Here is a 15,082-nt window from a genome sequence, read left to right as displayed (position 1 = left end):
GGCGGTTACTCGTGATCCTTGCAGATATCAGTGTGGGGTGCGTCGTGTTCGTCGTCGGCGTACGGGTCGGGGTGACCCAGTTCGGCAAGCAACGTTCGTTCCAGTGCTTCCATTTCCTCGGCCTCATCGTCGTCGATGTGGTCGTAGCCCAGCAGGTGCAGGCAACCGTGGATGACCAGGTGGGCCCAGTGGGCTTCGAGGGCCTTGCCCTGTTCGGCGGCCTCGCGCTCCACCACCGCCACGCAGATCACCAGGTCGCCCAGCAGCGGGATGTCGAGCAGGTCGTCGGGCACATCGGCCGGGAAGGACAGCACGTTGGTGGCGTAGTCCTTGTGCCGCCAGGTGTGGTTCAGCTCGCGGCCTTCGGCTTCGTCGACCAGGCGGATGGTCAGTTCAGAATCGGCACTGCGCTGGCGCAGGGCCAGGGCGCACCATTGGCGGAACTGTTCTTCACTCGGGGCGCTTGCCTGGGTGGCCAGTTGCAGATCGAGCTCAAGCATCGTGCGGTTTGCCTTCGGTCGGGCCCGCCTGTGCATTCTCGAAGCGCTCGTAGGCTTCGACGATGCGCTGGACCAACGGGTGGCGCACGACGTCCTTGGGCTGGAAATGGGTGAAGCTGATGCCCGGCACGTCCTTGAGCACGCTGATGACGTGGGCCAGGCCCGACTTGGTGCCGCGCGGCAGGTCGACCTGGGTGATGTCACCGGTGATCACGGCAGTGGAACCGAAGCCGATACGGGTGAGGAACATCTTCATCTGCTCGACGGTGGTGTTCTGGCTCTCGTCGAGGATGATGAAGCTGTTGTTCAGGGTGCGGCCGCGCATGTAGGCCAGCGGGGCGATCTCGATCACCTGGCGTTCGATCAGTTTGGCCACGTGTTCGAAGCCGAGCATCTCGTACAGGGCGTCGTACAGCGGGCGCAGGTACGGGTCGATCTTCTGGGCCAGGTCGCCGGGCAGGAAGCCGAGCTTCTCGCCGGCCTCGACTGCCGGGCGTACCAGCAGGATGCGACGCACCTGTTCACGCTCCAGCGCGTCGACCGCGCAGGCCACGGCCAGGTAGGTCTTGCCGGTACCGGCAGGGCCGATACCGAAGTTGATGTCGTTGCCGAGGATTTCCTTCACGTAGCGCTGCTGGTTGAGCCCGCGTGGGCGAATCATGCCCTTGCGCGTGCGCAGCGAAACGCTGACTTCGTTGACCGCCGGGTTCTCCAGCGCTTCAACGGCCGATTCCTGCAGGAACAGGTGGACCATTTCCGGGGACAGCTCGGTGGCCTTGGTCTCGCGGTAGAGACGGCGCAGCAGCTGCTCGGCAGAGGAGGTCAGTTTGGGTTCGCCGATCAGTTCGAACTGATTGCCGCGGTTGCGGATCTCGATGGCCAGGCGCTGTTCGATCAGGCGCAGGTGCTCGTCGAACTGCCCGCACAGGTTGGCGAAGCGATGAGCCTCGAAGGGCTCGAGGATGAAGCGATGAGGTTCTATGGGTGCGTTCAAGGTCGTTTTTAGCCGCCCTACGGCAATTTGGATGAATTCAAGGATAACCCCACCCGCGCTACGGTGAAAGCGCTGAAACGATCAAGGGTCGCCGGGCCGCTCGTCGGGCCCGGCGCAGGCCCTTATTGCACCAGCGAACCGAACAGCGAATGTGGTCGTGCATCGTCGATATGGATGTCGACGAACTGGCCGATCAGCGTGGGGTTGTCGCAGCGGAAGTTGACGATACGGTTATTCTCCGTGCGCCCCTGCAACTGCCCCGGGTCGCGTCGCGAATAGTCGGTTACCAGGATGCGCTGCAGGGTGCCGACCATCTGTCGGCTGATCTCGAAGCCCTGGTGGTCCAGGCGGTGCTGCAGTGCAGCCAGGCGTTCCTTCTTCAGCGCCTCGGGGGTGTCGTCCGGCAGGTCGGAGGCCGGGGTGCCCGGACGCGGGCTGTAGATGAACGAGTAGGAGAAGTCGAAGCCGACCTCGGCCACCAGCTTCATGGTGTTCTCGAAGTCTTTCTCGGTTTCGCCGGGGAAGCCGATGATGAAGTCGGAACTGATGCAGATGCCCGGTACCGCCGCCTTGAGCTTGCGCAGCTTGGACTTGTACTCCAGCACCGTGTGCCCGCGCTTCATCGCCGCCAGCACGCGGTCCGAGCCCGACTGCACCGGCAGGTGCAGGTGCTTGACCAGCTCCGGCACCTCGGCGTGCGCCTGGATCAGGCTGTCGGAGAACTCCAGCGGGTGCGAGGTGGTGTAGCGGATGCGGTCGATGCCGTCGACGGCCGCCACCACCCGGATCAGCTCGGCGAGATCGGCCACGCGACCGTCGTGGGTCTGGCCCCGGTAGCCGTTGACGTTCTGGCCCAGCAGGGTGACTTCACGCACGCCGTTCTCGGCCAGGTGGATGATCTCGGCCAGCACGTCGTCGAACGGGCGGCTGACCTCTTCGCCGCGGGTATAGGGCACCACGCAGAAGGTGCAGTACTTGCTGCAGCCTTCCATCACCGACACGTAGGCAGTGGGGCCGTCGATACGCGGTTCGGGCAGGTGGTCGAACTTCTCGATCTCGGGGAACGACACGTCGACTTGCGGCAGGCGCGTGGTGCGCGCCGCGTCGATCATCTCGGGCAGGCGGTGCAGGGTCTGCGGGCCGAACACCACGTCGACATAGGGCGCGCGCTTGCGGATCGAATCACCTTCCTGGCTGGCCACGCAACCGCCCACGGCGATCACCATGTCGGGCTTGGCGTCCTTGAGCTCGCGCCAGCGGCCGAGCTGGGAGTAGACGCGGTCCTGGGCCCGTTCGCGGATCGAGCAGGTGTTGAGCAGGATGACGTCGGCGTCTTCGGCCCGCTCGGTCACCTCCAGCGCTTGATGTTCACCCAGCAGGTCGACCATGCGCGAGCTGTCATACTCGTTCATCTGGCAGCCATGGGTTTCGATATAGAGCTTCTTGGCCATGCGTGATCATCAGGTGATTCAAAGAACCGCGCATTATAGGGCGCGTGGTCGAGGGTTCCTAGCGCTGTCGTTCGGGCGGCTATGTTATAGTTTGCGGCTTATTTCCCCCTGTGACTGTTCCAGCCCCCAATGACCAAACGCGAAGCTCCCATCTACAAAGTCATCTTTCTCAACCAGGGCCAGGTGTTCGAGATGTACGCCAAACAGATCTACCAGAGTGACCTGTGGGGTTTTCTGGAGATCGAGGAATTCGTGTTCGGCGAGCGCACTCAGGTCGTGGTCGACCCGAGCGAGGAGAAGCTCAAGGCTCAGTTCGAGGGTGTGGTGCGCAGCTTCGTGCCCATGCATTCGATCGTGCGCATCGACGAGGTCGAGCGCCTGGGCACGCCGAAGGTCAGTGAAGCCCGTGGCGTCAGCAACGTGATGCCGTTCCCGATGCCGATGCCCGAGAAGTAACGGCTGCGTTACGGAAGGGGTGCGAAGGGCGTGCGACCGTCGACGGTCTGCAGCTCCAGCAGGTACTTGCGAAAGATCTGACCGAGCACCTGTGTGGCCATCTCCAGTTCGTCGCGCTGCATTTTTGCCGACACTTCGTCGGCCATGTCCAGCGCGTCTTCGGCGCCGTTCACCGCGGCCATCTTCAGCACGATATAGGCCTGCACGTTGTTGGCGGCGACGCCTTCGCCGCGAAAGAACATGCTGCCCAGGCGATATTGCGCTTCGGCGTGGCCTTGCAGCGAGGCCTGCTCGAAATAGTTGAGTGCCTTGTTCAGGTCTTGCGGGGCGTTCTTGCCGTCGTAATAGAACTCGCCCAGCTCGTACTGCGCCTGTGCGTCGCCGGACTGCGCGGCCTGCTGGCAGCTGGCCAGGGCCTGTTGCAGTTCGTCGGCAGGCGTATTGAGGGTGCAGCGGCCTGCTGCCGGGATCAGCAACGAGTTACCGCCTGCGGTGGCCAGCAGGGGCTGAAGTAGCAACAGGCAGCCCAGTGCGAGGGCGCGGCCGGCGCGGTTCATGGTGATCGACTTACCTCTGCAAAGCTGCGGCCAATGTGTCTGGTGGCACATTATGGGATAAGCAGCGCCCACCTTACAAAGTCTTTACTCGATTTTCTGCCGAGGGAGGAAGGCGGGGAGGCTTGCGGTGGCTGTTCTGGCGTCTTTGCCGGCCAGGCCGGCCCCTGCAGTTTGCATGAGATTGCATGCAACCTGCAGGGGCCGGCCTGGCCGGCGAAGCGGTTTCACAGCTTGGCGAAGGCCCGCTCGGCAGCATCCAGGGTGATCTTCAGCTCGGTCTCGCCATGGGCGATGGAGGTGAAGCCGGCTTCGAATGCGCTCGGTGCCAGATACACGCCGCCTTCGAGCATCAGGTGGAAGAAGCGCTTGAAGCGCTCGGCATCGCTGGCCATCACGTCGTCGAAGGTGACGATGTCGTCGGCGCCGCTGAAGTACAGGCCGAACATGCCACCGGCCTGGGTGGTGACGAACGGCACGCTGGCTGCATCGGCGCGCTGCTGCAGGCCATCGAGCAGGCGGCTGGTGAAGGCGCTCAGCTCGTCATGGAAGCCCGGACGGCTGATCAGCTTGAGGGTGGTCAGGCCCGCGGCCATGGCCAGCGGGTTGCCCGACAGGGTGCCGGCCTGGTACACCGGGCCCAGCGGCGCGATCTGCTCCATGATGTGGCGCTTGCCGCCGAAGCAGCCCACCGGCATGCCGCCACCGACGATCTTGCCGAAGGTCGACAGGTCCGGGGTCACCCCGTAGTGCGCCTGGGCGCCGCCCAGGGCCACGCGGAAGCCGGTCATCACTTCGTCGAAGATCAGCACCACGCCGTGCTGGTCGCACAGGCTGCGCAGGCCTTCGAGGAAGCCCGGCGCCGGTGGCACGCAGTTCATGTTGCCGGCCACCGGCTCGACGATGATGCACGCCACGTCCTGGCCGACTTCACCGAGCATCTTCGCTACCGCGTCGATATCGTTGAACGGCAGGGTCAGGGTGTGCTTGGCGAACGCCGCCGGCACACCGGCCGAGCTTGGTACGCCCTGGGTCAGCAGGCCGGAGCCGGCCTTGACCAGCAGGCTGTCGGAGTGGCCGTGGTAGCAGCCTTCGAACTTGATGATGCTGTCGCGACCGGTGAAGCCACGGGCCAGGCGGATTGCGCTCATGGTCGCTTCGGTGCCGGAGCTGACCATGCGCACCATTTCCATCGACGGCACGATCGAGCAGACCAGGTCGGCCATCTCGGTTTCCATCGCGGTCGGGGCGCCATAGGACAGGCCGTGGGCCAGTTGCTTGCGCACCGACTCCAGCACGTCCGGGTGGCTGTGGCCGAGGATCATCGGGCCCCACGAGCCGACGTAGTCGACATAGCGCTTGTCGTCTTCGTCAGTGACATAGGCGCCTTCGGCGTGCTTGAAGAACAGCGGCGTGCCGCCCACGCTCTTGAACGCACGCACGGGCGAGTTCACGCCACCGGGGATGTGCTTCTGGGCATTGGCAAACAGGGTTTCGGAACGAGACATGTCGGGCTCTCTCAGGCAGATGCGAACAGGGCGTTGAAGGCGCGGGCGCGGCGAGTGACCTCGGCCGTGCTGTCGGCGCCGAACAGGCCGTGAATCACCGCCAGCAGGTCGGCGCCATGGGCGACCAGCGGTGCGGCGTTGTCCAGGGTGATGCCGCCGATCACGGCAATCGGCAATTTGATGCGGCCACGGGCGTCGTCCAGCAGCTGCACGTTGCAGGCCGGGGCGCCGGGTTTGGTGACCGAGTTGAAGAAGCGGCCGAAGGCGACATAGTCGGCGCCTTCGCGGGCCGCCTGCTCGGCCAGGTCGAGCTGGGCGTGACAGGTGGCGCCGATGATCGCGCTGCGCCCCAGCAGGGTGCGCGCCGGGGTCAGCGGGCCGTCGGTCTGGCCCAGGTGCACGCCGACGTCCAGGCGCGCGGCCAGCTCGGCATCGTCATTGATGATCAGGCGGGTGTTGTAGCGCTCGCACAGGGCCTTGAGCGCTTCGGCCTCGCCCAGGCGACGTGCGTGGTCCTGGCTCTTGTCGCGGTATTGCAGCAGGGTCACGCCACCTTCGAGGGCCGCTTCGACGTAGGCAAGAAAGCGGCCAGCCAACAGTTGGCTGTCGGTGATGGCATACAAACCACGTAACTTCATCGTGCAGGCCTCGGGGCGGTCGGTCAGGAACAGAAATCCAGGGGCAGGCGGCGTGGCACGTACTGGCCCTGGCCGAGTTTTTCGGCGTCACGCAGGGTGCGCCAGGTGTAGTCCAGCGCCGAGCGTACCGCGCTGTGCAACTGCTCGCCCAGGGCCAGGCGTCCGGCCAGGGCGCTGGCCAGGGTGCAGCCCGAGCCATGGTAGTCGCCCGGCAGGCGCTGGCAGGTCCAGGTGTGGTGCTCGCCGTCGCGGCTGTACAGGCGGTTGTGAATTTCGTGTTCGTCGCCGTGGCCGCCGGTGATCAGCAGGTGCTTGACGAATGGCAGCAGTTTTTCGGCGCATTCATCGGCACTGCCTTCGGGCAGCTCGGCCAGGATGCGGGCCTCGGGCAGGTTGGGCGTGGCAATGGTGGCCAGCGGCAGCAGCCGTTCGCGCATGGCGTAGCCGACCTCGTCCTTGCCCAGGCGACCACCGCCACCGGCGCGCAGCACCGGGTCGCACACCAGCGGCAGGTGCGGGTGGGCGCTGAGCAGTTCGACGATGGTGTCGACCATGGCCAGCGAGCCAAGCATGCCAAGCTTCACCGCCGCGACGGTCGAGTCGGTCAGCACGGCATTGGCCTGGGCCAGCACCCACTCGCGGTCGAGCACGCGGAAGTCACTGACATTGACGGTATTCTGCACGGTCAGGGCGGTGACGGCCGGGGCGGCGTGACAACCTTGAGCGATCAGGGCTTCGATATCTGCCTGCAAGCCGGCGCCGCCACTGGGGTCGTGGCCGGAGAGACAGAGGACAACGGGGCGGGAGCTGTAGGTATTCATGGTGCGCGAGCTTACCACCAAACGCTTTTGGCGGGTCTTCCAGGCAGGCGGTGTTTTTGATCGACAGGTCAGATTGCTTCTCTGATATAGGCTGAAAGCCGCGAGATAGAGCCTCTGAATTGAATTGAAACAACACCGCTGGAAGCGCCGGGAACCTATGCTAGAGTGCTCGCCAATCGATAACAGGTACTGTCGGATTTCGTCGCCTCAAACGGACAGGAGGCCAACGCGACGCGACTGCACATGCCACGCCGGGGCTGTATGCGTAATTTGCTGACTTTCTTGCTGTGCTGTTTGCCACTGTTGGCCAGCGCTGCCGATTTCGACGACACCACCCGGCAGTTGCCGCTGGGCCGCCTGATGCAGGTGTATGAAGACCCCGATGGCAGCGCCAGCATCGCCCAGGTGAGCTCGCCGGACTTCGCCAGCCGCTTCGAGCCGCACCAGGCCGACGTGCTCAACGCCGGCTATTCGACCTCGGTCTTCTGGATCAGGCTCGACCTGCGCTACACCGCCACGGCCCAGGCGGCGCCACGTCACTGGCTGCTGGAGCTGGCCTACCCGCCACTCGATTACCTGGAGCTCTACCTGCCCGATGCCGCCGGGCACTATTACCTGGCGCAGCGCACCGGGGATGCCTTGCCCTACGCCAGCCGCCAGATCCGCCAGAACAACTACCTGTTCAATCTGCCGTTCGCCCCCGGCCAGGCGACCACTTTGTACCTGCGCCTGCACAGCGAGGGTTCGGTACAGGCGCCGCTGACGTTGTGGTCGAGCGATGCGTACCTGGAGGCGCAGCCCACGCGGCTGTATGTGCTGGGGCTGATCTACGGCGTGCTGCTGGGGATGCTGGTGTACAACCTGTTCATCTTCATCAGTGTGCGCGACAGGAGCTACCTCTACTACATCCTCTACATCGCCTCGTTCGGCCTGTACCAGGTCTCGGTCAATGGCGCCGGGGTGGCGTACTTCTGGCCGGACCACCCGTGGTGGGCCAACGCCGCCACCCCGTTGTTCATCGGCGCCGCGGGCCTGTTCGGTTGCCAGTTCGCGCGCAGTTTCCTGCAGATGGCCAGCCACAGCCGCGCCTTCGACCGCTTCCTGCAGGGGCTGATGGCCTGTTCGGTGCTGGTGATGGTGATGTCGCTGGCGCAGGACTACGGGATCGCCCTGCGCCTGGCTACCGCGCTGGCGCTGCTGTTCACGGTGAGCATCTTCGCCGCCGGGCTGTTTGCCTGGTGGCGCGGCATGCGCGTGGCACGCTATTTCATCATCGCCTGGTCGGCCTTTTTGCTGGGCGGGCTGGTCAACACCCTGATGGTGCTGGGCTACCTGCCCAATGTGTTCCTGACCATGTATGCCAGCCAGATCGGTTCGGCGCTGGAGGTGGGGCTGCTGTCGCTGGCCCTGGCCGACCGCATCAACAGCATGCGCGAAGAACAGGCGCGCACGCTGCGCGAGGCCGGGCTGACCCTGGAGCAGGCCAACCTGCAGCTGGCGCGCAGCAATCGCCTCAAGGACGAGTTCCTGGCCACCGTTACCCATGAGCTGCGCACCCCCATGAACGGTGTGATCGGCTCGCTGGAACTGATGCAGATGGCCACCAGCGAGCAGGAGCGTACCCCCTACCAGCACACCGCCAACGCTGCCGCGCAGAACATGATGCGCATGGTCGACGACATCCTGATTCTCACCGAGCTCAAGGCCGGTCGCCTGCAGGTGCAGACCGAGCTGTTCAGCGTGCATGGATTGCTTCACGAACTGCGCGTGCGCTTTCTGCCCAAGGCCCAGGAAAAGGGCCTGTTCTTCAACCTGGACCCGGGCATGGATCTGCCGGACGTGATCCACGGCGACCGGCGCAAGCTGGCCATGTGCCTGAGCTACCTGCTCGACAACGGGCTCAAGTTCACCCATCGCGGCGGCGTGCTGCTCAAGGTGCGGGCCACGCCCATGGGCGTCGATCAGACGAGCCTGACCTTCAGTGTGCGCGACAGCGGTATCGGCTTTCACTGCCTGGACGAGACAGCGCCCTACCAGCGTTTCTTCCAGGTCGATGGGTCGATGACCCGCGAGTACGGCGGCCTGGGCATTGGCCTGTCGATCTGTCGCAAGCTGGCGCTGTTGATCGATGCACAGCTGAGCCATCAGTCGAGCCCGGGCGAGGGCAGTTGCTTCGAACTGACCCTGACGGCCCGGGTGCCCAGCGGGTTTTCCGGGGCGCCCAGATCGGGGCAAATCGCGGCTGATTAGGCGTTTTTGTCACTTTGAGCCGGGGGCGGGGCGTGATTCACTGGGGTCACGTCCGGATCTGCCAGGAGCCCCCGATGAACCTGCACCAGTACGCCGAAACCCACGAAGTCACCAACCAGCCGCCCAGCCTCGACGGCGCCAATCTGTATCGCCTCGACCTGCCGCTGCAGCAATGGTCGCGCCATTACGGCGCGGGCTGGGCCGAGTCGCGCATCGATGCCTACGGCGCGCTGGCCGGTGGGCCGCTGATGGCCGCAGGCTTTCTGGCCAACCAGAACAAGCCGCAGTTCAGCAGCCATGACCGTTATGGGCATCGGATCGATCTGGTGGAGTTTCACCCGGCCTACCATGAGCTGATGCGGACTGCCATCGAGCATGGCCTGCCCTCGCTGCCTTGGGCCGAGCCGCGTGCCGGCGCGCATGTCGCCCGTGCCTCGATGACCTACCTGCACAGCCAGGCCGAAGCCGGTAGCGGCTGCCCGCTGACCATGACCTTTGCCGCGGTGCCGGCGCTCAGGCTGCAACCGGACCTGGCCGAGTACTGGGTACCCAAGGTGCTGGCCACCGCCTACGACCCGCGCAATGTCGGCGACCGGCACAAGGTGGGGGTTACGCTGGGCATGGCCATGACCGAGAAGCAGGGCGGTACCGATGTGCGTGCCAATACCACCCGGGCCTACCCGGTGGGCGCGCCGGGGCCGGGCCAGGCCTACGAGCTGGTGGGCCACAAGTGGTTCTGTTCGGCACCGATGTGCGACGCGTTCCTGACCCTGGCACAGACCGACAAGGGCCTGAGCTGCTTTTTGCTGCCGCGCCATCGCCCGGACGACACGCGCAACCAGTTCTATATCCAGCGCCTGAAGAACAAGCTGGGCAACTGTTCGAACGCGTCCAGCGAGGTGGAGTTTCGCGGCGCCCTGGCCTGGATGATCGGCGAGGAAGGCCGTGGCGTGCCAACCATCATCGAGATGGTGGCCATGACCCGATTCGACTGCATGGTCGGCTCCAGCGCGCTGATGCGCCAGGCCCTGACCCAGGCCGCGCACCACTGCGCCCACCGCACGGTCGGGGGCCGGGTGCTGGCCGAGCAGCCATTGATGCAGAATGTGCTCGCCGACCTGGCCCTGGAAAGCGAGGCGGCGCTGGCCCTGAGCCTGCGCATGGGGCATGCGCTGGACCAGCCCGACGACCCGCACCAGGCGCGCTTTGCGCGGCTGATGACGGCGGTGGGCAAGTACTGGATCTGCAAGCGCGCGCCGGCCATGATCAACGAGGCCGCCGAATGCATGGGCGGCGCCGGTTACGTGGAAGAGAGCATCCTGCCCCGGCTGTACCGCGAGGCCCCGGTCAACTCGACCTGGGAAGGCTCGGGCAACGTGCAGTGCCTGGACGTGTTGCGTGCCCTGTCCAAGGAGCACGGTGTACTGGACACGCTGTTCGCGGAGCTGGGCGATGGCCATGGCGACCCGCGTCTGGCCGCACACATCGGCAACCTCAAGTCGGCCTTCGCCGATACCGGCGACATCCAGTACCGCGCCCGCCAGCTCACCGAGGACATCGCCCTGGCGGTGCAGGCCAAGCTGTTGCTGGAGGCCGGCAACGCGGCGGTCAGTGACGCCTTCATCGGCAGCCGGCTGTCCGGCAGCGGCCGGGTCTACGGCACGTTGCCGCGCGGGGCGGACGTGGCGGCGCTGGTGCAGCGGGCCACACCGAACTGGCCGCTCTAACGTGCGTGCCTTTGCCGGCGGATATAGGCAAGATGGGCCCATGCATGTCAGACAGACAGGAAGTACATTGTGAGCCGTACCGATGAAACCTTCGTTGTCGTGGAAACCGCCGAGCAAGCCGTCGACCAGTTGGCCGCCTTGCACGAATCCGCCACCGCCGCACTGAGCCAGGCGCTCAAGCGCTACCTCAAGGACCGCACCGAGCCCAATGCGGCCGAGCGCGCACAGTTTCGTTACCCCGAACTGCGCCTGACCTACCAGTATCAGGGTGACGTACCGGTGATCACCCGGGCCTACGCCAAGGTTCAGTTGCCGGGCACCTACAGCATCACCGTGACTCAGCCGGCCGCGTTTCGCGGCTACCTGCTGGAGCAGCTCGGGCCCTTGATGCGCGACTTTACCGTGACGGTCGAAGTGGGCCTGAGCGAGCAGAACATTCCCTACCCCTATGTGGTCGAGCAGGGCGATGAACTGGCCGGCACCGGCATCACCGCTGCGGCGCTGGCGCGGGTGTTCCCCAGCACCGACCTGTCGGCGGCCACCGACGGCATCGCCGACGGGCTGTACGACTGGGCCAACGTCGACCCGCTGCCGCTGGCGCTGTTCGACGCGGCGCGGGTCGATTTCTCGCTGCGCCGACTGGTGCATTACACCGGCAGCGACTGGCGGCATGTGCAGCCATGGATCCTGCTCACCAACTACCACCGCTATGTCGACCAGTTCATCACCCACGGCCTGGAGCAACTGCGCCAAGACCCGCGCTTCGTGCGCATGGTGCTGCCGGGCAACGTGGTGATCGAAAAGGCCATGGACAATGGCGAAGCCCAGGCGCTGGTGGCCGGGGTGGTGTGGCACCGCTACCAGATGCCGGCGTATCACCTGATTGCTGCCGACGGCCATGGCATCACCCTGGTCAATATCGGCGTGGGCCCGTCCAACGCCAAGAACATCACCGACCATCTGGCGGTGCTGCGCCCGCACTGCTGGCTGATGATCGGCCACTGTGGCGGCCTGCGCCAATCCCAGACCATCGGCGACTACGTGCTGGCCCACGCCTACATGCGCCGCGACGGCATCCTTGACCGCGTGCTGCCGCCCAATATCCCGATCCCGGCCCTGGCCGAGGTACAGCTGGCGTTGCAGGAAGCGGCGGCGCAGGTGACCGGCGAACGTGGCGACGAGCTGAAAAAGCGCCTGCGCACCGGCACCGTGCTGACCTATGACGACCGCAACTGGGAGCTGCGCTGGGCCCAGGAGCGCCCGTTGATCAACCTGTCGCGGGCCGTGGCAGTGGACATGGAAAGCGGCACCATCGCCGCCCAGGGCTACCGCCTGCGCGTGCCCTACGGCACCTTGCTGTGCGTGTCCGACAAGCCGCTGCACAGCGAGATCAAGCTGCCGGGGGCGGCCAACGCCTTCTACAACCGGGCGGTCAGCCAGCACCTGAAGATAGGTATTGCGGCGCTCGACCTGCTGCGCACCGAACTGAACTCGCTGCACTCGCGTAAACTGCGCAGTTTCGACGAGCCGCCGTTCCGCTGAGGCCCCATGCCGTTACCCCCCCGTTCCAAGCCGCGGCCCGCCGCGGCCAAACCCGCCGGCCCGCGTCGCCAGGCCAAGGCGCCGCCGGCCGCGCCGCGCCTGCTCCTGTTCAACAAGCCCTTCGACGTGCTGACCCAGTTCAGCGACGGCGAGGGCCGCGCCACCCTCAAGGACTTCATCGATGTACCGGGCGTATACCCGGCCGGGCGTCTGGATCGCGACAGCGAAGGGTTGTTGCTGCTGACCAATGACGGCCAGTTGCAGGCGCGCATTGCCGACCCCAGGCACAAGTTGCCCAAGACGTACTGGGTACAGGTGGAGGGCGAGCCGACCGAGGAGCAGCTGCAGCGCTTGCGCGAGGGTGTGCAACTGAATGACGGCATGACCTTGCCGGCCCAGGCGCGTCATCTGGAAGAGCCGCAACTGTGGCCGCGCAACCCGCCGGTACGCTTTCGCAAGAGCGTGCCGACCGCCTGGCTGGAGTTGGTGATCAAGGAAGGGCGCAACCGCCAGGTGCGACGCATGACCGCGGCGGTAGGCTTGCCGACCCTGCGCCTGGTGCGCGTGCGGATCGGCGACTGGAGCCTGGATGGGCTGGACCAGGGCTGCTGGCGCGAGGTGCCGGCGCGGCGCTAGACGCCTTCGATGAAGCCGATGACCACGCTCTTGATGACGAAGGCGAGAATGCCCAGGCCCAGCACGAAAAACAGGATGAAGGTGCCGAACTTGCCAGCCTTGGATTTTTTCGCCAGGTCCCAGACGATGAAGCCCATGAAACCAATCAGGATGGTGACCAGGATGGTCATCATCCATTCTTCGAACAACGCAGGATCCATCGATCTTCTCCGCCAGGTTGAAGCGCGCGATTATACGCCCGGCCCGCAGCGCTGACTAACGCAGGTGCGTAAGGGGCAGCTCGGTGCTAGCCAGCACCTGGTTGAGCACGAAGCTCGAACGCACGCTGGTGACGCCTTCGATGCGGGTCAGGTGGCCGAGCAGCAGCTTCTGGTAGTGGTCCATGTCCGGCACCACCACCTTGAGCTGGTAGTCGGCATCCATGCCGGTGACCAGGCTGCACTCCAGCACCTGGGGCAGGCTGCGGATGGCGGCCTCGAAGGTTTCGAAGCGCTCGGGGGTGTGTCGGTCCATGCCGATCAGCACGTAGGCGGTGAGGCTCAGGCCCAGCTTCTTGCGGTCGAGCAGGGCGACCTGGCGCGAGATGTAGCCATCGTCCTCCAGTTGCTTTACCCGCCGCGAGCAGGGCGAGGGCGACAGGCCGATCCGTTCGGCCAGTTCCTGGTTGGAGATGCGCGCATCGCGCTGCAGTTCGGCAAGAATGCTCAGGTCGTATCGGTCGAGCTTGCTCATGAATGAAGCCTTTTCTGTTTCGATTGCTGCGGATTATCAATCCTTAGTTAAAAATTGCGCAAGTAATGTTTTGTTGAGCAATTTTAGCAATCCTCTGTCGCAGCGCTTGCCTATGATGGTCAACAGAATCACTGCCCGGACACATGTCCACAGCGGCGGCCCCAATCAGGGGCGCTGCGGCCAGCAACCCCACCGGGTTGTGCTCGGCCCCCGGGCTGCACACTGTTCACAAGACAGCGTGAGGTGAGCCGGCGTCACAAGCGCCGAGCACGGACGAAAATCTCGAAGGGTGGCCTCAGGGTCACCCTTTTTTAATGTCCGCAATTTCATCTGGCGCCTGCTGGCGCGTGGCAGGCGGCCTGATAGAGTAGGCCATGAATGCCAGCGGGAGAGAAACAGCATGAAGTCGCGCATCTGGCAGTTGGCAGGTGTTGGTCTGCTTTGCCTGAGCCTGGGCGTACAGGCCCAGGACGAGCGTCGCGGACCACAGCAGGACCCCAATGGCGGCGAGCGCCCGCCTGCGTCCTCGCCGCTCAACGCGCGCCCGGACGAGGTCCGCCAGACCCAGCCGCCACGCCAGGGGTACTATCAGGACGTGCCGCGGCGCAATGACGCCAATCAGCACTGGCAGGCCGGCGGGCCGGGGCAGCGCCCTGGCGAAGGGCACGGCAATGGCTGGGGCCCCGGGCCTCAGTATCGGCCGGGGCACACCATAGACCGCTTCCCGGAACCGTACCGGCGCGTGCCGTATCGTGGCAGTGACTATTACTATTCCGGTGGCTACTGGTATCGCCCGCAGGGGCCGCATTACGTGGTGGTGGCGCCGCCTTACGGGGTACGGGTGAACTACCTGCCCGACTATGCGCGGCAGGTGTGGGTGGGCAGTGCGCTGTTCTTTCTGGCTGCAGGCACCTATTACCAGTACCTGGACGACAGCCGCGACTATGTGGTGGTAAGCCCGCCGGTGGCTGCGGCGCCGGCGCAACTGGGCAATGGCTATGACGTGATTGCCTACCCGGCCAACGGGCAGTCGCCACAGCAGGTCGATCAGGACCGCTACCAGTGTTACCGCTGGGCGGTGCAGCAGACCGGGTTCGACCCGGCATCGGCGACCTACGCGCCTGCGGCGCAGGTGACGGACACCTATCGGCGGGCGCTGGGGGCATGTTTGAGCGGGCGCGGTTACAGCGTCAACTGAAGCGCAACAGCTTCGCCGGCAAGGCCGGCTCCTACACGCACAGCGTGAATCCCGTAGGCGCCGGCCTTGCCGGCG

Annotated in this window: 15 protein-coding genes; 6 read left to right on the top strand and 9 right to left on the bottom strand. The window is 65.3% G+C overall.

What is annotated here, in order from left to right; all coding sequences use genetic code 11:
* Positions 1–5 precede the first annotated feature (5 nt).
* The 3 genes from ybeY to miaB form a co-directional block, all read right to left on the bottom strand.
* Positions 6–500 carry an rRNA maturation RNase YbeY gene (ybeY, locus tag KH389_RS23540; protein WP_043863889.1) on the bottom strand — a complete coding sequence of 165 codons (495 nt, stop codon included), beginning with the start codon at positions 498–500 and terminating at the stop codon, positions 6–8.
* Positions 493–1,494, bottom strand: coding sequence for a PhoH family protein (locus KH389_RS23535; RefSeq protein ID WP_043863888.1), 1,002 nt, complete (start codon positions 1,492–1,494; stop codon positions 493–495). Before KH389_RS23535 ends, ybeY begins: the two co-directional genes overlap by 8 nt.
* A 122-nt stretch (positions 1,495–1,616) precedes the next feature.
* On the bottom strand, positions 1,617–2,945 hold the full coding sequence (gene miaB, locus KH389_RS23530) for a tRNA (N6-isopentenyl adenosine(37)-C2)-methylthiotransferase MiaB (RefSeq protein ID WP_043863887.1): 1,329 nt from the start codon (positions 2,943–2,945) through the stop codon (positions 1,617–1,619).
* Positions 2,946–3,074: 129 nt separating this feature from the next.
* Here miaB and KH389_RS23525 point away from each other — a divergent pair, with 129 nt between their 5' ends.
* Positions 3,075–3,401, top strand: a complete 327-nt coding sequence (locus tag KH389_RS23525) for a DUF1820 family protein (protein ID WP_043863886.1) — start codon at positions 3,075–3,077, stop codon at positions 3,399–3,401.
* An 8-nt stretch (positions 3,402–3,409) separates the two neighbouring features.
* Here KH389_RS23525 and KH389_RS23520 read toward each other — a convergent pair whose 3' ends face one another.
* The 4 genes from KH389_RS23520 to KH389_RS23505 form a co-directional block, all read right to left on the bottom strand.
* Positions 3,410–3,958, bottom strand: coding sequence for a tetratricopeptide repeat protein (locus KH389_RS23520; protein WP_043863885.1), 549 nt, complete (start codon positions 3,956–3,958; stop codon positions 3,410–3,412).
* Positions 3,959–4,182: 224 nt separating this feature from the next.
* Entirely contained in the window at positions 4,183–5,463 is a 1,281-nt protein-coding gene (gene hemL, locus KH389_RS23515) for a glutamate-1-semialdehyde 2,1-aminomutase (protein ID WP_054916347.1), read from the bottom strand.
* Positions 5,464–5,474: 11 nt separating this feature from the next.
* Positions 5,475–6,101 carry a thiamine phosphate synthase gene (gene thiE / locus KH389_RS23510; protein ID WP_058540588.1) on the bottom strand — a complete coding sequence of 209 codons (627 nt, stop codon included), beginning with the start codon at positions 6,099–6,101 and terminating at the stop codon, positions 5,475–5,477.
* 23 nt (positions 6,102–6,124) lie between these two features.
* Positions 6,125–6,922, bottom strand: a complete 798-nt coding sequence (locus tag KH389_RS23505) for a hydroxymethylpyrimidine/phosphomethylpyrimidine kinase (RefSeq protein ID WP_054916370.1) — start codon at positions 6,920–6,922, stop codon at positions 6,125–6,127.
* 261 nt (positions 6,923–7,183) lie between these two features.
* On the opposite strand from KH389_RS23505, the gene KH389_RS23500 reads away from it, so the two are divergent.
* From KH389_RS23500 to KH389_RS23485, 4 genes are all read left to right on the top strand, one after another.
* Positions 7,184–9,172 (top strand): sensor histidine kinase, encoded by a 1,989-nt coding sequence (locus KH389_RS23500; protein WP_213606370.1) that lies wholly within the window; start codon positions 7,184–7,186, stop codon positions 9,170–9,172.
* 74 nt (positions 9,173–9,246) lie between these two features.
* The gene (locus KH389_RS23495) at positions 9,247–10,899 is read left to right on the top strand and encodes an acyl-CoA dehydrogenase family protein (protein ID WP_213606369.1); all 1,653 of its coding nucleotides are present in this window, start codon (positions 9,247–9,249) and stop codon (positions 10,897–10,899) included.
* A gap of 69 nt (positions 10,900–10,968) precedes the next feature.
* Positions 10,969–12,441 (top strand): AMP nucleosidase, encoded by a 1,473-nt coding sequence (amn, locus tag KH389_RS23490; RefSeq protein WP_043863881.1) that lies wholly within the window; start codon positions 10,969–10,971, stop codon positions 12,439–12,441.
* Positions 12,442–12,447: 6 nt separating this feature from the next.
* On the top strand, positions 12,448–13,077 hold the full coding sequence (locus KH389_RS23485) for a pseudouridine synthase (protein ID WP_043863880.1): 630 nt from the start codon (positions 12,448–12,450) through the stop codon (positions 13,075–13,077).
* On the opposite strand, the gene KH389_RS23480 is transcribed toward KH389_RS23485, so the two are convergent.
* The gene (locus tag KH389_RS23480) at positions 13,074–13,277 is read right to left on the bottom strand and encodes a DUF2788 domain-containing protein (protein WP_043863879.1); all 204 of its coding nucleotides are present in this window, start codon (positions 13,275–13,277) and stop codon (positions 13,074–13,076) included. The genes KH389_RS23485 and KH389_RS23480 overlap by 4 nt on opposite strands.
* 55 nt (positions 13,278–13,332) lie before the next feature.
* A complete protein-coding gene (locus KH389_RS23475; RefSeq protein WP_043863878.1) occupies positions 13,333–13,809 on the bottom strand; it encodes an Lrp/AsnC family transcriptional regulator in 477 nt (158 codons plus the stop codon).
* A gap of 400 nt (positions 13,810–14,209) precedes the next feature.
* Between KH389_RS23475 and KH389_RS23470 the strand changes: the two genes are divergently transcribed.
* Complete coding sequence (locus tag KH389_RS23470; protein ID WP_213606367.1) at positions 14,210–15,007, top strand: DUF6515 family protein; 798 nt, start codon at positions 14,210–14,212, stop codon at positions 15,005–15,007.
* Positions 15,008–15,082 lie beyond the last annotated feature (75 nt).

Source organism: Pseudomonas qingdaonensis, from assembly GCF_018398475.1.
Taxonomy (GTDB): Bacteria; Pseudomonadota; Gammaproteobacteria; order Pseudomonadales; family Pseudomonadaceae; genus Aquipseudomonas; species Aquipseudomonas palmensis.
The sequence above is the reverse complement of the archived record's forward strand: the minus strand, read 5'-3'. Positions and strand labels throughout refer to the sequence as shown.